Source organism: Bacillus sp. FSL K6-1005 (genome assembly GCF_038000225.1).
Classification (GTDB): domain Bacteria; phylum Bacillota; class Bacilli; order Bacillales; family Bacillaceae; genus Bacillus; species Bacillus mojavensis.
In genome coordinates, this window is the sequence record NZ_JBBOBP010000001.1 from 1,814,847 (window position 1) to 1,834,102 (window position 19,256).

The 19,256-nt window shown below is 45.8% G+C and carries 18 protein-coding genes and 1 riboswitch; of the genes, 1 reads left to right on the forward strand and 17 read right to left on the reverse strand.

Going from position 1 to position 19,256, the window contains the following annotated elements:
* Positions 1-3: 3 nt before the first annotated feature.
* The 10 genes from rsmB to NST16_RS09530 all read right to left on the reverse strand — a co-directional run bounded on the left by rsmB (position 4) and on the right by NST16_RS09530 (position 11,322).
* Positions 4-1,347: a 16S rRNA (cytosine(967)-C(5))-methyltransferase RsmB gene (gene rsmB / locus NST16_RS09485; protein WP_168747789.1), complete on the reverse strand. Its 1,344-nt coding sequence runs from the start codon at positions 1,345-1,347 to the stop codon at positions 4-6.
* Entirely contained in the window at positions 1,334-2,287 is a 954-nt protein-coding gene (gene fmt, locus NST16_RS09490; protein ID WP_024121359.1) for a methionyl-tRNA formyltransferase, read from the reverse strand. The genes rsmB and fmt overlap by 14 nt, the downstream gene beginning before the upstream one ends.
* A gap of 4 nt (positions 2,288-2,291) precedes the next feature.
* Complete coding sequence (gene def, locus NST16_RS09495) at positions 2,292-2,774, reverse strand: peptide deformylase (protein ID WP_229150074.1); 483 nt, start codon at positions 2,772-2,774, stop codon at positions 2,292-2,294.
* 26 nt (positions 2,775-2,800) lie between these two features.
* Positions 2,801-5,218, reverse strand: coding sequence for a primosomal protein N' (gene priA, locus NST16_RS09500; RefSeq protein WP_340885996.1), 2,418 nt, complete (start codon positions 5,216-5,218; stop codon positions 2,801-2,803).
* Positions 5,215-6,435 carry a bifunctional phosphopantothenoylcysteine decarboxylase/phosphopantothenate--cysteine ligase CoaBC gene (coaBC, locus tag NST16_RS09505; protein ID WP_340885998.1) on the reverse strand — a complete coding sequence of 407 codons (1,221 nt, stop codon included), beginning with the start codon at positions 6,433-6,435 and terminating at the stop codon, positions 5,215-5,217. The genes priA and coaBC overlap by 4 nt, the downstream gene beginning before the upstream one ends.
* 79 nt (positions 6,436-6,514) lie before the next feature.
* The gene (gene rpoZ / locus NST16_RS09510) at positions 6,515-6,718 is read right to left on the reverse strand and encodes a DNA-directed RNA polymerase subunit omega (RefSeq protein ID WP_003221520.1); all 204 of its coding nucleotides are present in this window, start codon (positions 6,716-6,718) and stop codon (positions 6,515-6,517) included.
* Between the two features lie 3 nt (positions 6,719-6,721).
* Positions 6,722-7,336: a guanylate kinase gene (gmk, locus tag NST16_RS09515; protein WP_168747782.1), complete on the reverse strand. Its 615-nt coding sequence runs from the start codon at positions 7,334-7,336 to the stop codon at positions 6,722-6,724.
* A 7-nt stretch (positions 7,337-7,343) separates the two neighbouring features.
* A complete protein-coding gene (remA, locus tag NST16_RS09520) occupies positions 7,344-7,613 on the reverse strand; it encodes an extracellular matrix/biofilm regulator RemA (RefSeq protein WP_003154355.1) in 270 nt (89 codons plus the stop codon).
* Between the two features lie 76 nt (positions 7,614-7,689).
* Positions 7,690-8,565, reverse strand: coding sequence for a YicC/YloC family endoribonuclease (locus tag NST16_RS09525; RefSeq protein ID WP_340886001.1), 876 nt, complete (start codon positions 8,563-8,565; stop codon positions 7,690-7,692).
* A gap of 84 nt (positions 8,566-8,649) precedes the next feature.
* Positions 8,650-11,322: a calcium-translocating P-type ATPase, SERCA-type gene (locus NST16_RS09530; RefSeq protein ID WP_268450144.1), complete on the reverse strand. Its 2,673-nt coding sequence runs from the start codon at positions 11,320-11,322 to the stop codon at positions 8,650-8,652.
* A gap of 121 nt (positions 11,323-11,443) precedes the next feature.
* Between NST16_RS09530 and rqcH the strand changes: the two genes are divergently transcribed.
* On the forward strand, positions 11,444-13,156 hold the full coding sequence (gene rqcH / locus NST16_RS09535) for a tRNA modification protein RqcH (RefSeq protein WP_340886004.1): 1,713 nt from the start codon (positions 11,444-11,446) through the stop codon (positions 13,154-13,156).
* A 38-nt stretch (positions 13,157-13,194) separates the two neighbouring features.
* On the opposite strand, the gene sirC is transcribed toward rqcH, so the two are convergent.
* From sirC to NST16_RS09570, 7 genes are all read right to left on the reverse strand, one after another.
* A complete protein-coding gene (gene sirC / locus NST16_RS09540; protein WP_340888328.1) occupies positions 13,195-13,683 on the reverse strand; it encodes a precorrin-2 dehydrogenase in 489 nt (162 codons plus the stop codon).
* On the reverse strand, positions 13,664-14,449 hold the full coding sequence (gene sirB, locus NST16_RS09545; protein WP_340886007.1) for a sirohydrochlorin chelatase: 786 nt from the start codon (positions 14,447-14,449) through the stop codon (positions 13,664-13,666). The genes sirC and sirB overlap by 20 nt, the downstream gene beginning before the upstream one ends.
* A complete protein-coding gene (gene cobA / locus NST16_RS09550; protein ID WP_168747777.1) occupies positions 14,450-15,223 on the reverse strand; it encodes a uroporphyrinogen-III C-methyltransferase in 774 nt (257 codons plus the stop codon).
* Positions 15,224-15,325: 102 nt separating this feature from the next.
* Complete coding sequence (cysC, locus tag NST16_RS09555; protein WP_010334195.1) at positions 15,326-15,919, reverse strand: adenylyl-sulfate kinase; 594 nt, start codon at positions 15,917-15,919, stop codon at positions 15,326-15,328.
* A gap of 12 nt (positions 15,920-15,931) precedes the next feature.
* A complete protein-coding gene (gene sat, locus NST16_RS09560; RefSeq protein ID WP_340886013.1) occupies positions 15,932-17,080 on the reverse strand; it encodes a sulfate adenylyltransferase in 1,149 nt (382 codons plus the stop codon).
* Positions 17,081-17,128: 48 nt separating this feature from the next.
* A complete protein-coding gene (cysP, locus tag NST16_RS09565; RefSeq protein WP_268450135.1) occupies positions 17,129-18,193 on the reverse strand; it encodes a sulfate permease in 1,065 nt (354 codons plus the stop codon).
* An 11-nt stretch (positions 18,194-18,204) separates the two neighbouring features.
* Entirely contained in the window at positions 18,205-18,906 is a 702-nt protein-coding gene (locus tag NST16_RS09570; protein WP_010334192.1) for a phosphoadenylyl-sulfate reductase, read from the reverse strand.
* 154 nt (positions 18,907-19,060) lie between these two features.
* Positions 19,061-19,166, reverse strand: a riboswitch (SAM riboswitch).
* Positions 19,167-19,256 lie beyond the last annotated feature (90 nt).

Below are 19,256 nucleotides of genomic sequence, written 5' to 3' on the forward strand. Positions count from 1 at the left end.
TGCTTATCCCTTCTTTCTCATGCTGCAAATAAAGAAACCATCTGTTCCGAAATAATGCGGAAGGATTTGAAGCCTTCCATCCCGAACAAAGGGTCTCGCCTTTTCGGGCAGCCGCTTTTCAAGAGACAAATCGGGTTCAAAATCAGGATGTTCTTGTATAAACGCATGGATAACTTCTTCATTTTCTGTCCGATCCATTGTACACGTACTGTAGACAAGAGTGCCACCTTTTTTTACTAATGGCGCAATTTCCCTTAAGATAGACAGCTGGATTTCAGCAAGCCGGGAGCTGTCATTCGGGGTTTTGGTGTATTTCATATCCGGCTTTCTTCTGATCACGCCAAAGCCTGAGCATGGAGCGTCAACCAAAATACGGTCAAACTGTTCACTTTCAAATGTTTCTCCCGCTTTTCTCGCGTCCATTGTTTTCGCATCAATAATGGAAAGTCCAAGCCGTTCTGACGCTTCTTTGATCAGCTTTACCTTATGTTTGTGAAGATCAAGCGATGTCACACTTCCCTTGTTCTCCATTAATTCAGCGATATGGGCTGACTTTCCGCCCGGCGCTGCGCACGCATCAAGCACCGTTTCACCTGGCTTAGGGTCAAGGGCCCGGGCAACCAGCATGGAGCTTTCATCCTGGATGGACACTTCGCCTGTCTGGAAGAAGTGAGTTCCGGCAATAGTTCCCTTTACAAGCTTCACAGCGTCCTCGGCGAGATCACCTTTTTCCGCTTCGATTCCTTCAGCTGCCATTTGATCAAGTATCTCCGCTCTATCCGTTTTCATTTGGTTGACACGCAGCGTTTGCTTAGGCGGAATGAGATGGATGCGGCAAATCTTTTCAGCCGCATCAAATCCGTATGCGGCTACCCACTCTTTCACGAGCCATTCGGGATGGCTTGTTTCTGTCGCAAGCCTGAGAACAGGATCTTCGATGGCGTCAAAGGAAGGGACTCCTTCGCGCTGAATAGAGCGAAGCACGCCGTTGACAAATGAGGCAATGCCTTTATGTCCGCGGTTTTTAGCAATCTCTACCGCTTCATGGATGACTGCCCGGTCGGGAATTTTCTCTAAATATTCCATTTGATATAAGGACAGGCGGAGAAGCTGGATAACCCACGGCTTCACCTTTTGCGGCTTGTTGATAAACGGCTTGAGCATATAATCCAGCGCGATTTTGTTTTGCAATGTACCGTACACCAGTTCAGTCAAAAGCCCGCGGTCTTGATCGCTCAGTTTATTAGATTTAATAACCGATTTCAGGAGCAGGTTACTGTATGACTGATTTTGTTCTAATTTGACCAGCGCCTCCAGCGCAATATCGCGAACGCTATTTGTTTTCATTGTGCACTCCTAACATATCACCTGTCTCAACATGAGCGCCACGGACAAAGTCTTCGCCTCGCATGCGTTTTTTGCCGGCAGGCTGCAGCTCCGTTAATAACAGTGCCGTATCGTTTCCTGTGGCGACGATGATTCCTTCTTTTTCAATAGCAATGACTGTGCCGGGTTCAGCTTTTGCCGGCGCAGCTGTTTTCTTCGCTGCCCACACTTTCAGATTTTGACCATTTAAAGTCGTATAGGCAACAGGCCATGGGTTTAAACCTCGAACTTGGTTATAGAGCTCTTCTCCCGCTCTGGACCAGTCAATCAGCTCTTGTTCTCTTTTAATGTTTGGCGCATACGTCGCTTTCTCGTCATCCTGCTTTTCAGGTGATATGTCGCCGGCTATGACTTGAGGAACTGTTTCAGACAAAAGCTTCGCGCCAGCAACGCTTAATTTATCGTGCAGGGTTCCAACATTATCGGTTTCTTCAATGTCTACTTCCACTTTTGAAATCATATCGCCTGCATCTAATTTTTCCACCATGTACATAATGGTAACTCCGGTTTTTTTCTTACCTTGGAGAATGGAATAATGGATAGGGGCCCCGCCTCTCAGTTCAGGCAAAAGAGACGCATGAACATTAATGCATCCGTACTTAGGGCTGTCGAGTAGCTCTTTAGGCAGAATTTGCCCAAACGCTGCCGTCACAATAAGATCCGGCTGTAACGCCAGCACCTTTTCTATTTCTTCTGTCAGTCTGACTTTTTCAGGCTGAAGAACCGGGATGCCGTGACGTAAAGCTTCTTCCTTTACAGGCGGAGGCGTGAGCACTTTTTTTCTGCCCTTCGGACGGTCAGGCTGCGTGACGACCCCCACTACTTCATATCCGTCATCTATCAGGGTTCTTAAAACAGGAACTGAAAAATCGGGTGTTCCCATAAACACGATTCTCGTCATCAAATCATCCTTCCATATCCGCTAGTTCATCTTCTGTATAATATTTGCTTATTTTTGATGTAAACAGCACGCCGTCCAGGTGGTCCATTTCATGCTGCACGGCTCTCGCGAAAAAGCCTCTCGCTTCAAGAATGAACGGTTTTCCTTGACGGTTATACGCCCGCACTTTCACATAATCGGCACGCGTGACCTCTCCATAGACGCCGGGAAAACTCAAGCATCCTTCAACTCCGGTTTGCTCGCCGCTTTGTTCAAGGATTTCCGGATTCACAAGATCAATTCTGCCGCTTTCCTCTCCGATATCAACAACAGCCGCTCTTTTTAAAATACCGATCTGCGGCGCTGCCAGTCCGACTCCATCCATTTCAAGCATGGTATCGTACATATCGTCAAGCAGTTTTTTTAGCTTTTTATCAAAAACAGTCACGGTTTCCGCAGGCGTTTCCAAAACCTCCGCAGGATGTGTGACGACCTTTTTCACTGCCAATTCATTACCCTCCAAGACGTGAGATCTTACATCATCATATAAGGATTCATATCAATTGAAATCATTACATGCTTTTGTTCAATTTCGCGTTTATAATGTTCCAGTATCTTCTTCAATAAAGCTGATATCTGGGTTTCCTGTTTGTATTTTATCACGCATTGATAGCGATATCTATCTTTGATCCTGGCGATCGGCGATGCGCTTGGACCGAGTATTTTCGTATCTGCCCCGCAGTTTGCTTTCAGAAAGTGTGCGATTTTCTCAGTCGTTACAGCCGCTTTCGCCACTTCCTCGTGGGAAACCGTCACAAGAGCCAAATAGTAATACGGCGGGTAGGATTGCTCCCTCCTGTGTGCCATTTCTTGCTGATAAAACGTTTCATAATCATGCGTCTTCGTCAGCTGGATGCTGTAATGGGACGGTGTGTACGTTTGAATAATGACATTGCCGGGTTTTTCATGTCTTCCCGCGCGGCCGCTGACTTGCGTTAGCAGCTGAAACGTTTTTTCGGCAGATCTGAAATCAGGAATGTGCAGTGTTGTGTCAGCGCTTAAGACTCCGACAAGTGTCACATTCGGAAAATCAAGCCCTTTCGCAATCATTTGCGTTCCAAGAAGTATATCTGCTTTGCCTTCTCCGAAAGCAGACAATAATTTTTCATGGGCACCTTTCCGAGAGGTCGTATCAACATCCATCCGTATGACTCTTGCATGTGGCAGCACCTTTGTTAATTCTTCTTCCACTCTTTGTGTTCCCGTTCCAAAAAAACGGATATGCTCGCTTCCGCATTCGGGACAAGTATGCGGAACAGGTTCTTCATGTCCGCAATAATGGCATTTCATCCTCTGGCCGGAACGGTGATACGTCATGGAAATGTCGCAGTGAGGGCATTGCGGAACATAACCGCAGTCCCTGCACATCACAAAGGAGGAATAGCCCCTTTTATTTAAAAACAGCACAGCCTGTTCACCCTTGGCAATCGTTTCTTCAAGCTTTTCCATCAATTCTATTGAAAACATAGAGCGATTGCCGTTTCTGAGCTCCTCTCTCATATCCACAAGCGAAACCTCAGGCATCACTTGGTGATTGACGCGGTGTTTCAGCGAAAGCAGCTCGTACACTCCTTTTTGCGCCCGCGCATATGACTCTAGCGTCGGTGTAGCACTACCTAACACAACCGGACAGCGATGGTGCTCCGCCCTCTTGATCGCTACTTCTTTTGCATGGTATCGCGGCATTTCCTCTTGTTTATAGGACGATTCATGTTCCTCATCGATGATAATCATCCCGAGATTTTCAAACGGGGTAAAAATAGCGGACCTCGCGCCCACGACAAGCCGCACTTCCTTGCGGTGGATTTTGCGCCACTCGTCATACTTTTCACCAGTGGATAACCCGCTGTGCATCACGGCTACCTGAGAGCCAAAACGCCCTTTAAAGCGATGAACCATTTGCGGCGTTAACGATATTTCCGGTACAAGTACGATGGCTTCTTTTCCTTTCGCAAGCACTTTTTCAATCGATTGGAGATAAATTTCCGTTTTGCCGCTTCCCGTCACTCCGTGCAGGAGAAACACTTGATGTTCATTGTTGTCTAACGTCCGTCGTATCTGCTGAAAGGCCGCGCTCTGCTCATCTGTCAGCGGCAGCGGTTCTGTTTTTTTGAACATTTTGTCCTGATAGGGGTCTCTGTAAACCTCTTCATAGGTTTCTTTCAGAAGCCCCTTTTGAATCAGAGTCTTGATGGTGGCCGAGCTTGCGTCTGTTTTTTTGCACAGGTCCGCAGCAGGTATTTTCGTGCCTTCCGGTTCCGTCATGAAAAAGTGCAGGATCGCCTGCTGTTTGGCCGCTTGTCGGGATAAACCCTCAGCCTGCTTGGAGAGCTCTTCTTTACCGGCATTGGCCTGAATATACCTAACCATTTTTTTGTTCGCTTTTTGCGCCACTTTATAAGTTACATCGATATGGCCTTTTTGAATCTGCTTCTGGATGATTTTCAGCGTATCGTGATCAGGTATATCGGAATACAGCAAGCTCTTTGTTTCAGAAAACAGCCGTTCTACCTGCGGCGGGATATCCGCACCCTCCGCGATTTTCAGCTCTTTTTCGTATTTCGCTTTAAGTGCGGCAGGCAGCATCGCTTGAAGCGCCGTTATTTTAAAAGACAGCGTTTTGTCTGACAGCCATGCCGACAAATTCATCAGCTCTTCTGTCAAAACAGGCGTAAGATCTAATAAATCCTCCACTTCTTTAACAGATTTACCTGAAAGATCAGACGTTTCTTTGACAGCTGTCACAAACCCTTGAATTTTACGGGGGCCAAACGGAACAATGACCCTCATTCCCGTTTTGATCATACCTTTAAGATGGTCTGGGATTTTGTAATCAAACGGCCTGTCTATATTTTTGGTGCTGACATCTACGATGACTTCGGCAAAATTCATGAGGGCTCTCCGGTTTGTTTTAAGAGCGCTGCGATTTCTTCAAAAATGTCAAAAGAAACATCGAGCTTAGACATCTTCGGAAGCTCGCGTTTGCGCCCGTCTTTGAAAAAGAGCGTCACGATATTCGTATCAGCACCAAAACCGGCCCCTGCCGCTTTCACATCATTCGCCACAATCATGTCAAGATTTTTGGCAGAAAGCTTTTTGCGGGCGTAATGTTCCACATCTTGTGTCTCAGCAGCAAAACCGACTAACAGCTGATGCTGTTTTTTCTCGCCCAATTCTTTTAAGATATCGACTGTTCTTTTTAATTCAAGGGTCATTCCGCCGTCTTGCTTTTTCATTTTTTGGTCAAATACTGTTTTTGGCGTAAAATCGGCAACAGCAGCTGTTTTAATGACGACGTCGCTTCCCTCATACACAGAGAGCACTGCATCGTGCATGTCCGCAGCCGATTGGACCGGGATAAACTGAGAAAGCCCTTTAGGGACATCAAGCGAAACCGGCCCTGAGATCAAGGTCACGTTTGCACCGAGTCGCACCGCAGCCTCAGCTAATGCGTATCCCATTTTACCCGTCGATTTATTCGTGAAAAAACGTACAGGATCAACTGCCTCCCGTGTCGGGCCTGCTGTAATCACAATATGTTTCCCTTCTAAAGGCGCGTTTTTTTCCTCTGCAAAATGCTTTTCCGCAAGCTTCACGATGTTTTCGGGTTCTTCCAATCTTCCTTTTCCGACGTAACCGCATGCTAAATAGCCCTCGCTCGGCTCAATAAAACGAAAACCATCCTGATATAGGACAGAAATATTGCGTTTGACTGCCGGATGATCATACATATGCACATTCATGGCTGGCGCAATCCATACCGGAGCTGTTGCCGCTAACAAGGTTGTTGTCAGCATATCATCTGCAATGCCGTTGGCCAGTTTTCCAATCACATTGGCCGTAGCCGGCGCTACGATAATCAGGTCGGCCCAGTCAGCCACGTCTATATGAGAGATGACGCTTGGATTTTGTTCTTTAAATGTATCTGTATATACTTCATGGCGGCTCAATGCCTGAAATGTCAGCGGTGATACGAACTGGCACGCAGATTCAGTCATAATGACTTTAACGTTTGCCCCCGCCTGCACCAGTTTGCTTGTCAGTGCACAGGCTTTATAAACAGCGATGCCTCCGCTCACGCAAAGTAACACATTTCGATTGTTCAGCAATGACTTCTCCCCCTCTGCAATATAAAAACAGCACGGAAAAAAATAACAACCTACATGATATAGGTTGCTACTTGTGCTACTATTCGCGGTCTTCCTTTTCAAACGAAAGCAGGCCTGCATCAATTTCTTCTAAAGCTTTGCCTACATATTTGTGTGAAATCGTATGTTCAATCATCTGGTCTTTTTTGATTTGCATTTCACGCGCGCGTCTAGCAGAAACGGTTACGAGCGTGTATTTTGAATCCAATTTATTCATTAATGAGTCAATTGACGGATCTAACATCAGTTATTCAACCTCCAGCATTTTCTTATATCTTGGTGCAACGCGCTCACGCTTCAAATGTTCAGCGAGAACGATTGCTTTGATTTTGTCGCAAGCCGTTTCGATATTATCATTTTCCACAACGTAATCATATGCGTCCATCATTTCGATCTCAGCTTTTGCGGCTTTCATGCGATTTTCAATCAGAGCATCTGTTTCCGTTCCTCTTGTCACAATTCTGTTCTTCAGTTCAGAAAGACTTGGAGGCGCAAGGAAAATAAACAAGCCTTCCGGGAAAGCATTTCTCACTTGAAGAGCGCCTTGAACTTCGATTTCTAAAAAGACGTCTTTTCCTTCTTGGAGCGTCTGTTCAACATAATCGACCGGAGTGCCGTAATAATTGCCTACATATTCCGCCCATTCAAGCAGCTTATTGTCTGCAATCATTTGCTCAAATTCTTCTCTCGTTTTGAAAAAATAATCGACTCCGTTCACTTCGCCCTCTCGCGGGTTTCTCGTTGTTACTGAAATCGAATACTCGAATTTTGTGTCTTCCTGCGAAAAAATCGCTTGCCGAACCGTTCCTTTACCAACTCCTGAGGGACCTGAGAGAACGATTAATAACCCTCTTTCTTTCATGCGGCAATTACCCCTGCCCTTCATCCATAATTTCTTCTTTAACAGAAAGTCTGTGTGCAACTGTCTCAGGCTGGACGGCAGATAAGATAATGTGATCACTATCCATGACGACAACTGCACGGGTTCTTCGTCCGTATGTAGCGTCAATTAGCATTCCGCGGTCTCTTGCATCCTGGATCATCCGTTTGATTGGCGCAGACTCCGGGCTGACAATCGAAATCATCCGATTGGCGGAGATAATATTGCCAAATCCGATATTAATCAGTTTAATCGTCATCTTCTACGTTCCCCCTGTAAAATAGACGTCTCTAGTTTAACCTAGCAAGTCCGTCTGTAAACAATACGCACAGTTACTATTCTATATTTTGCACTTGTTCTTTTATTTTTTCAATAGAACTTTTCATTTCGACGACAAGCTTTGTGATCTGATGATCATTTGCTTTTGAGCCGATTGTATTTGCTTCCCGATTCAGCTCTTGGACAAGAAAGTCGAGTTTGCGCCCGACAGCTCCGCCTTCAGCTAATATATCACGAAACTGAGCGAAGTGGCTCTTCAGCCTTGTAATCTCTTCTGTAATATCAGAGCGATCTGCAAAAATAGCGCATTCTGTAACCAGCCGGCTCTCATCCAACACGTCTTCGGTCCATTCCTTTATTCTGGCGTAAAGCCGTTCCCTGTAACGAGATACCGCATCGGCTGCCAAAGATTCGGTCTTTTCGGCCAGCTCTTCAAGCTGGTCAATATGCATCAGACAGTCTTTGGCTAGAAGCAGCCCCTCTTTTTCGCGCATCTCACAGAGTCCTTTTACAGCTTCCTCTGCAGCAGCTGTTAGTAACTCCTCAAGCTTTTCATTTTGGGTCTGTTCCTCATGAATCTGGACGACATGTTCAAGCTTGAAGAAGTCCATGACATCAGGCTCTGCGGACAATTGATATCGCTTTTTCATATCCTCTGCAGCTGCGACAAACTCATCGAGCAGCGGCCAATCAATGTCCAGCCTTCTCTCTACGAGTATATCACTGTCAACGGAGACGAAAAGCTCAATTCTTCCGCGCTGTATGTACTGCAGAATCGTCTGTTTCAGCTTATCTTCTAAATATAGCAAAGGCCTTGGCAAACGAGCGTTCACTTCTTTAAACCTGTAATTCACAGATTTAAGTTCAACGCTTACAGAGAGATCATCTTGTGTTTTGCTTGCACTGCCGAAGCCTGTCATACTCCGTATCATAAATAAAACACCTAATTTCTTCCCTGTTCTCAAAATAAAAGGGCAATAGACATGCTATTACCCCTAAGATTATATCATATGAATTTATTTTTTTCTTGTCAAAAGTGACCCCGCCAGCAAAAAAGTAGGGATGGCCGACATGCCGATGACAAGCATCCAGTCTCCCGGCGTGATGGCAACCGTGTGGAAAATCGGCTGGAGCGGCGGATAGTAAATAACCACCAGCATCAGTAAAATTGATGACAATACAGCGCCGATCAGATACAAGTTTTCAAACGGATTTCTGGAAAAAACAGATGTTTCGCTCCGGCAGTCAAATACGTGAATAAGCTGAGCCAGCACCAACGTCGCAAACGCAATTGTCTGAGCATAAGACAAATTCTCAGGATTGCGGTGATACACGATGATAAAAGCCAAAATTGTAGCAGCACCAATTAAAAATCCTCTGGAGACCACCTTCCATCCAAGCTTGCGGGCAAACACCCCTTCTTTCGGGTGACGCGGCTTCCGCTTCATAACGTCTCCTTCAGGCTGATCCATGCCGAGCGCCATCGCCGGCAATCCATCTGTCACCAAGTTGACCCACAAAATCTGAATCGGCACGAGCGGCAACGGAAGGGCAAGCAGCATGGCGAAAAGCATGACCAGAATTTCTCCTACGTTAGAAGCCAGCAGGTATCGGATAAATTTTCTAATATTTTCATAAATATTTCTGCCTTCTTTAATCGCCGATTTGATGGTTGCAAAATTATCATCTACGAGAATGAGGGATGATGCTTCCTTCGCCACATCCGTTCCTGTAATCCCCATGGCAACGCCAATGTCAGCCTGTTTGATAGCGGGAGCGTCATTGACGCCGTCTCCTGTCATCGCAACGATATGTCCGTTTTCCTGATACGCTTTAACAATTTTCAATTTGTGCTCAGGAGAAACGCGGGCAAACACATACACATCCTCCACTACGTCAGAAAGCTCTTCTTGTGAAAGCTCATTCAGCATCTGGCCGTCCATGATTTTTCCGTTTTTCGGGAGGAGACGCAAATCTTTCGCTATAGCTTTTGCTGTCTCAACATGATCCCCTGTAATCATGACGGTCTTAATTCCCGCTTCACGGCATTCTTTAATCGCCTGTCTGACTTCAGGCCGCGGCGGATCAATGATGCCTGAAAGGCCAAGCATTGTCAGATCTTTTTCCGCCTGCTCCATTGACGGTGTTTCCCCTGCTTTTACCGGTCTATAGGCAACGGCAATCGTCCGGAGCGCCTGGGAAGCCAGCTGCCGTAATACTGCCTCTGTTTCTGCTTTTCTCTCATTTGAGAAAGGGGCGGCAGAGCCGTCATAATAAATACGGTTGGACCGCTGCATCAGGACATCCGGCGCGCCTTTCGTAATGATATAGCGCTTTTTGTCCTGATCCTCTACAATGACGGTCATCATTTTTCGTGCTGAATCAAACGGAAACTCCTCAACCACCCGGTAATGAGATTCCACAAACTCCTTTGAAAAGCCGCCTTTTCTTGCCGCAGTGAGCAGCGCCCCCTCTGTCGGATCTCCGTCAAGCACATAGTCACCGTTTCTTTTCTCAATATTTGAGTTGTTACAAAGCGCGCCGAATAACAGCATTTGCTCAAGCGGCTTATGCTGATTCACACTGACCTCTTTATCGTTCAGTGTGAAGCCTCCTTTCGGATCGTAACCCGTGCCTGACACTCTCCATGTTTTTCCTCCGGACCATACATGTGTGACCGTCATTTTGTTTTGCGTCATCGTTCCTGTTTTGTCTGAACAAATAATAGATGCACACCCAAGCGTCTCAACCGCTGGAAGCTTTCTCACGATTGATTTTTGCTTGATCATACGCTGTACACCCAATGACAGCGCTACTGTCACAATGGCTGGAAGCCCTTCTGGAATGGCGGCTACCGCTAGTGAGACACCGGCTAAAAACATACTGTACAGATCGTGTCCCTGGATCACGCCGACAGCGACAACGAGAACGGTGAGCAGCAAAGCGACAACAATTAAAATTTTTCCGAGCTGCTCGAGCCTTCTTTGCAGCGGGGTCGACAGAGTTCCCGCCGATTCAAGCATGTCAGCGATTTTCCCCATAGCCGTGTTCATTCCTGTACCGACGACAACACCCACACCGCTGCCGCGGGTGACGATGGTTCCCATAAAGGCCATATTCGTAATATCCCCCAGCGACACATCGGGTTTTTTCAATTTATCCGCATGTTTCACAACTGGGATTGACTCTCCGGTTAACGCTGATTCTTCAATTTCCAGGCTTTTCGCTTCGACAATCCGGACATCTGCTCCAATCCGGTCGCCGCTTGTAAACTTCACAATGTCGCCCGGCACCAGTTCTTTAGAAGGAATCTTTGTCCAGCTTCCTTCCCTGAGCGCCATCACATGAGGAGTTGACAGCTCTTTTAATGCCTGAAGAGATTGCTCTGCACGCCGTTCTTGAAAAAACCCAAGTATGCCATTCACAAACACAATCGCAATAATCGCAACCGCATCCACATATTCACCAAGAAACCCTGAAATGAGTGTTGCCGCAAGCAGCACAAGCACCATAAAATCTTTAAACTGGGCTAAAAACAAAATAAGCGCTGATGTTTTTTTCCCTTCTTGAAGCTCGTTTGGCCCATGCTTGTCGAGGCGTTTTTTCACCTCTTTTTCAGTTAATCCTTGTTTCATGGACGTATTTGTTGCCTCTAATAAATCTGTTTGTCCCATTTCATGAAACTTCATTCCGCTCGTCCACTCCCCTGCTCTCTTATAGAGATATCACTCTATAAGCATGCTTATTCTGACTCGTCCCATTTCATGCTATAATTATCGAATGCAGGAAGAATGAGAGGGTGTATTATAGATGTCGTTTGATGGCATGTTTACATACGGAATGACACACGAACTGAACGAGCGAATAATGGGCGGACGGATCACGAAAGTCCATCAGCCTTATAAGCACGATGTGATTTTTCACATCCGTGCCAATGGAAAAAACCAAAAACTTTTATTATCGGCACACCCAAGCTATTCACGGGTGCATATCACGGCCCAAACGTATGAAAACCCGAGTGAACCACCGATGTTTTGCATGCTGCTGAGAAAGCATATTGAAGGCGGATTTATTGAAAAAATTGAACAGGCGGGGCTTGACCGCATTATGATTTTTCATATTAAAAGCCGCAATGAAATCGGTGATGAAACGCATCGAAAGCTTTATGTCGAAATTATGGGCCGCCACAGCAATATCATTCTGACGGACGGAGAGGAAAATGCGATCATCGACGGGCTGAAACATTTATCCCCGTCAATGAACAGCTACCGTACCGTACTGCCGGGCTACGATTATAAGCTTCCGCCGGCCCAGGATAAGATCCCGCCGCTTGAAGCAACTGAAGACGACATTTTGCGTCATCTCAGTTTTCAAGAAGGGCGGCTAGATAAACAAATTGTTGACCATTTTTCCGGTGTTTCTCCGCTGTTCGCAAAAGAAGCTGTCCACAGAGCGGGCCTTGCCAACAAAGTAACACTTCCAACAGCGCTGCTGGAGCTCTTTAGAGAGGTAAGAGAGCACCGCTTTATCCCTAACATTACGACTGTTAACGGGAAGGATTATTTTTATCTGCTGGAGCTGACTCACCTTAAAGGAGAAGCACGCCGCTTCGATTCGTTAAGTGAGCTGCTGGACCGTTTTTATTTCGGAAAAGCTGAGCGGGACCGGGTTAAACAGCAGGCCCAGGATCTTGAGCGGTTTGTTGTGAATGAACGGAAAAAGAACGCCAACAAAATCAAAAAACTGGAAAAAACACTGGAGTATTCGGAAAATGCTAAGGAATTTCAGCTTTACGGGGAGCTGCTGACTGCAAATTTATATATGATGAAAAAAGGCGACAAACAGGCTGAAGTCATCAACTACTATGATGAGGAAAATCCGACAATTACCATCCCGCTGAATCCGAACAAAACGCCTTCAGAGAATGCGCAGGCCTATTTCACTAAGTATCAGAAGGCGAAAAACTCAGTTGCCGTTGTCGAAGAACAGATCAGGCTGGCACAGCAAGAAATTGAATACTTCGACCAGCTGATTCAGCAGCTGTCGTCCGCTTCTCCGCGTGATATCAGTGAAATCAGAGAAGAGCTTGTGGAGGGGAAATATTTACGTCCTAAGCAGCAAAAAGGGCAGAAAAAACAAAAACAGAACAACCCTGTTTTAGAAACATACGAATCCTCTTCCAGTATCACTATTTTAGTCGGCAAAAACAACCGCCAAAACGAGTATTTAACGACCAAAGCAGCAGCCAGAGACGACATATGGCTTCACACGAAGGATATTCCGGGCTCCCATGTCGTCATCAGAAGCAGCGAGCCTGATGAACAAACAATTATAGAAGCCGCCACAATCGCAGCTTATTTTTCAAAAGCAAAAGATTCAAGTTCTGTGCCTGTTGATTATACAAAAATCAGGCATGTCAAAAAGCCGAACGGCGCAAAGCCAGGCTTCGTGACTTATGACAGCCAGCATACCGTCTTTGTCACACCTGATGCGGATACTGTCATCAAGCTGAAAAAAAGCTGAGCAGCACAAAGAAAAGCCAGAGCATTGTATGCTCTGGCTTATTTCTTTCTTCTTACCTGATAAAGCCTGTCAACTTCAGCGACAAAATCGCCTTCAATCAGTTTATCCACTTTTTCAGCAAGCTCTTTTGTGTGCTTTGGACTGGCTCCGCTTGTAGAGACAGACACCGTTACATGCCCTCTTTTTACGATTTTCGGCATATACACATTACCCAACTCAGCATTACTGGCACAGTTGACAAGCTGGGAAGACGATGCGTTTTGAGCAATCTCTTTATTCACAGCGGCATCATCCGTTGCGGCAATAATCAAAAAAGCATCGAGATAATCCTCTATCTCAATCTTTCGGCTCAGCCACTTGATCTGGCGATTGTCTGCCATCTGCCTGATTTCGGGTTCCGCAACCGGACTGACAATCGTAATATCCGCTCCCTCTGATAGCACCGATTTCAGCCTTCTGAGCGCAATGTTGCCGCCCCCTGCAATCACAACCTTTTTCTTCTGCAAACTAATGTGAAGCGGGAGCATATAAACCTCCGTCAAAATCAAATTGCCCCTCATGGTTGTCGGCCGTTTCTTTCACACGATGTAAAAACGCCTTTTTCACATGCGGATGGAAACCGATATAGGAAGAGAGGTAGACATTTGGATTTTCTGCCTTCAATTTCTGGACCTCACGTTCAATCTCATTCATCAGCATCCCGGTAAACAGCAAATACGGAACAATAAAGGTCGTCACGCCGTCATCTTTTTTCAGTTCAGAAAAAATCTCTTTGTAATTGGGACCGCATGCTGTCATAAAACATGGAATCACTTCGCTGACGGGCATGATGTTTTGAAGCAATCCGGCAATGCCGGTTACGTCTCTTTTTACATCTGGGTCTGAGCTTCCCCTGCCGATGAGCACAACCCTGGCGTTTTCATACGGAACACCTATGTCTTTAACACGATGATAGACCGCTTTGACCACTTCTTCGTTAATCCCGATCGGACTTCCGTATGAAATACGGACTGAAGGATAACGGGACGCGGCACACGCAATTTCTTCCGGAATATCATGTTTGGCATGTGCAGCCGTTAAAAGAAGCAGAGGCACCACTGCGATATGAGTGGCGCCTTGCTTCACACATGCTTCAAACCCTGTCTCAATTGCCGGCTCCTGCAGCTCTAAAAAACTGATTTCCTGAACAGGCGCAGAGATGTGCGCTTTGCATCCTTCCAAAAATGCAGCGGCCTCTTGCTGCGCCTTTTTTACCCGGCTGCCGTGGCCGACATATAAAATCGCTTGTTTCATTTACAACGCCTCGCTTAAATCTTGTTTTTTCAGCTCAGATTCAAACCATTCCAGCTTATAGTGATAATTTACAACATTTCCTACGACAATTAAACTCGGATTTTTAATGTCTTCTTTTTTCACCGTTTCTGAAAGAGTGTCAACTGTACAAAAAACAGATTTTTGCTTGTCCGTTGTTCCCCAATGAATAAACGCTGCCGGAGTAGCACCGTCCCGGCCGTTTTCCAGGAGTTTTTTTTCGATCTGCTGCACATTTTTAATGCCCATATAGATGACAAGTGTATCAATCCCTGTGGCCAGCGCTTTCCACTTTTCCTCAAAATCCTCTTCTTTTTTATAATGCCCCGTTACAAAAGCCACGTTAGAGCCCGCGTCCCGATGAGTGACAGGAATCCCGGCATAAGCAGCTGCCGCGATTCCCGATGTAATACCGGGGACAATTTCAAACGGAATGCCATTTTCAGAAAGGCATTCCGCTTCTTCTCCCCCTCTGCCGAACACAAATGGGTCTCCGCCTTTCAATCTGACAACGGTTTTCCCTTTTTGCGCATACTTCACAAGAAACCGATTGATGGTTTCCTGCTTCATTGTATGAAAATCTGGAAGCTTCCCGCAGTAGATCAGGTCCGCCTGCTCCTTGGCATATTGCAAAATCTCTTTATTTACTAATCTGTCATATAGGATTACGTCAGCTTTTTCAATGGCTTTCAGCGCTTTAATTGTCAGCAGATCAGGATCTCCGGGACCTGCTCCTACAATATATACTTTCCCCATCGTCTTTCCCCCGATCTATTCGAGTTCTTCCAGAACGTTCGCTGCGATGTTGTTCTAGTTTGCATTTTTTCGGCATCTGAGAAGAACACAGCTGAGCGGCGTTTAGCTCAATTGCTGCTTTACAAACTCGATCAGCTGATTTTTGCACTCTTCACGATCATATTGTCCTGAGTCAAGGACGAGCTCAGGGGCTTCCGGCTCTTCATAAGGAGAATCAATGCCCGTGAAGAACGGAATTTCCCCGTTTCTTGCTTTTTTGTAGAGCCCTTTTGGATCTCTTTGTTCACAAATATCGAGGTCGCATTTAATGTAAACTTCGTTAAATTCGCCTGCTTCCACAAGCTGGCGAACCTGGTCTCTGTCCTCACGGAAAGGAGAGATAAAAGCAGTAATGACAATGGTGCCCTGCTGCACAAAAAGTTTTGCTACCTCTCCGATTCGGCGGATGTTTTCTTTTCGGTCTTCGTCAGAAAAACCGAGATCTTTATTTAAACCGTGGCGAATGTTGTCACCATCCAGCACAATAACTTGGTAGCCTTGTTCAAAAAGTTCTCTCGCAGCAGCATTGGCAATGGTTGATTTGCCTGAACCGCTTAAACCCGTCAGCCAGAGAATGGAGCTTTTATGCTTGTTTTTTTGCTGATACTCTTCTTTTGTAATAGAGGCTTCATGCCATACAATATCGCGATTTGTCACTGCCAGTCCTCCTTAAGAAACGCCTGCTTCTTCTTTTTTCTTCATGCCTTTAATTAACACTTCAACAACTTCTGCGCGGCTGAATTCTGCAGGCGGCAGCACACCGTCTCTCAGCATCCCTCTCACCTTGGTGCCTGATAAAATTACGTGATACTCTCTGCCATGCGGGCACGTTTTTGCAGTTCCCATATTTCCGCATTTTTCGCAGAAGAAGCTGTGCTCGAATTTCAGCGGTGTAATGCCGAGTTCTTCTGGTTTAAATGTGTCAAACAGCTCCTGGGCTTCGTACGTGCCGTAATAGTCACCGACACCGGCGTGATCGCGGCCGACAATGAAATGTGTGCAGCCGTAGTTTTTTCTGACAAGCGCATGGAAAATCGCTTCTCTCGGACCGGCATAACGCATTGCAGCCAAGAAAACACCAAGGAAGACACGGTCTTTCGGGTAATAGTTGTCAAGAAGCACTTGATAGCTTTCCATCCGGACATCAGCCGGTATGTCATCAGATTTTGTTTCGCCGACAAGCGGATTTAAAAACAAACCGTCCACTGTCTCAAGAGCTGTTTTTTGAATATATTCATGCGCTCTGTGAACAGGATTTCTTGTTTGGAAACCGACAATTGTTTCCCAGCCTTTTTCTGCAAACTGGCGTCTTGTTTCCGCCGGTTCAAATGTAAACTCAGGGAATTGTTTAGAAGCTTTTTTAATCAATGTGATCGGACCGCCGATATATGTATCGCCGCGGCTGAACAGCTTTTTCACACCCGGATGAGCCTGATCATCTGTTTTATACACGTTAACAGCTTCTTTTTGTTTGTCAGGCACGTATAAGTCTTCGATTTGGATAACGCCGTATGTTTCTCCGTCATACGTTAATTTTACTGTTTCGCCGACTGACAGTTCGGCTGCTTTTTGTGCATCTACCGGCAGCGTGATTGGAAGAGACCATACAACACCGGAAGCAAGACGCATGTTTTCAACAACAGATACGTAATCCTTCTCATTAAAGAAGCCTTCGATCGGGCTGTATCCGCCGATTCCGATCAATTCCAGGTCAGCAAAAGAAATCAAATCAAGTTCAATTTCTTTCTGAATGCCGCTTACATTATATGACTCATTTACTCGGTTTACCAGTTTTCCTCCATGTGGTGCTAAACTCATAATATTCATTTCCTCCTAGTTAACAGATAAAATAACTCAGATTAATAGTTAAATTCCCCCGCCTTGATCGTGGACAGAGCGTCTCTCTTTACGAATGGCTTTTGTCAGGCTGACGGCACCGCCTGCAGCTAAAAGCACACTTACCATGATAAAGATTGAATAATAATCCGCCTTTAAAAACATAGAGACAAGCAAATAAGAGATGGATAAAGATAAAAACGGCGACACGATCCATACTTTCAGCATCGTTTGAACGACCTGTTTATGAAATACGTTTGGGCCGTTTTTCGCCATGCCTATTCCGATAATAGACGATGACGTTACTTGCGCCAAGGGTACTGGCATTCCAAATATAGAGCTGATGATCACCAGTCCTGCTCCTGTTCCGGATAGGAGGATGCCTTCTCCTTTTGAAAACCTTGTAATTTTCTTCCCGTTTGTTTCTAATACCCTGCGGCCTAATATCAGTGCGCCCAGAGCTACAAAAGCCCCCCCATACAGGGTTCCTTTCTCTACATCCAGTACGCCGGCAGCCACTAACGGGCCAACGGCATTCGCCACATTGTTCATGCCCGCAGAGAACGCTTCAAAAAAACCAGCGCATAGCAAAAGGATGCCAAGGACGTTTTGTTTTCGGGAAGACGTAATTTCAATCTTAAAATAACGAAACAGCTTTGCTACAAAAAATGTGAAGCCGAAAGCGAACAGCGGAACGAAAATCCAAAATGAAACAATAATCAGAAGATTGTTTACAAACAACACTTTGTACGCCACGCCCACGCCGACAACTGCCCCGACCGTCACTTCACTTGTCGATAAAGGAATGCCGAGCAGATTAGCTGTAAATAGCGACAGCGCAGCAGCCCCGATAATGATGCAAACAATCGTCAGCGTGATCGTCTGTTCGGGGATAATCCCAGAGCTGATGGTTTTCACAACTTCGCCCCCGCCAATGACAGCCCCGGCCAGCACACCAACGGCGCATATGATCAAAGCGTAGGTTTTCTTTTTGATGGCCCCAGATCCGTAAGCAACTCCCATTGAAGCTGCAGCGCCGCTTGCGCCAATATTCACTGCAAAAAACAAGCTAAATAAAATAGCGGCTAATTCCATTTTGCAGCTCCTTATTCATGCAGTCCGCATTCTGTTTTCGCCATACCGTTCCATCTTCCTGAGCGCAAGTCCTCTGCAGTAAATGCAGGTGACGTACAAGGCGCGCAGCCAATACTTGGATACCCTTGGTCGTGGAGCGGATTGTAGTCCAGCTCATTTCGAGAAGTGTATCTCCAGATGTCTTTCCATGTCCAATGGATAAGCGGGCAAACTTTTACTGATTTGAATTTCTCATCTTTGTTCAAAAAATTCGTATTGGCACGGCTTGGCCCTTGATCGCGGCGCAGGCCGGAAAGCCATGCCGGGTGGCCGGAAAGCGCCTCTCTTAAAGGAACGATCTTTCTGAGATAGCAGCATTGATTCGGCTCTCTTTCCCACAGTTTATCACCGTGTTCTTCCGCCTGTTCCTCAAGAGTAAGGTTCGGTTTCTTCAGGATGATATGAAGGCCGGGATAGCGCTCCTTGACGCGTTCTATCGTTTCATAGGTTTCTTTAAAATGAAGCCCTGTATCGAGAAATACAATCTCTGCGTCTTTTTTCACTTTATAGATTAAGTCAATCAGAACGATTCCTTCAATTCCAAAACTGCAGGCATAAACAAGCTGATTGCCGTAATGGCCGTAAGCCCATTTTAAAACTGACAGCGCCCCTTTATAAGGATCGTCCTCTGGAAATGTAATCGTTGGTTCTTCCCAATTATCGTACGTTAACATTTCTTCTTTCCTCCTTTCGGAGACAAACAGTAGCTTTCTGCCGGTTGTCTTTTCCCATTGTAATGTGATGCGGCTGCTGTTTTCTCCGTAAACAGCCCCTCTTAAAATAAAAAACTTTCAATCCGGCGGAAAGAAAGACAGGAACTGCATGTAGCCCTTATCTTTCAAAATGGAATACATTTTGCTGGAAGTAGCACCTTACACATTGTGCAGGTTGCCGGGCTTCATAGGACCAGTCCCTCAGCCGCTCTTGATAAGTTTTTCAGATTTGTAGTAAATTTTAGCACAATTCTAACATAAGTCAACCCGAGTTTTTTTATAGGATTAATAAAAAAACAGACCCAAAGGCC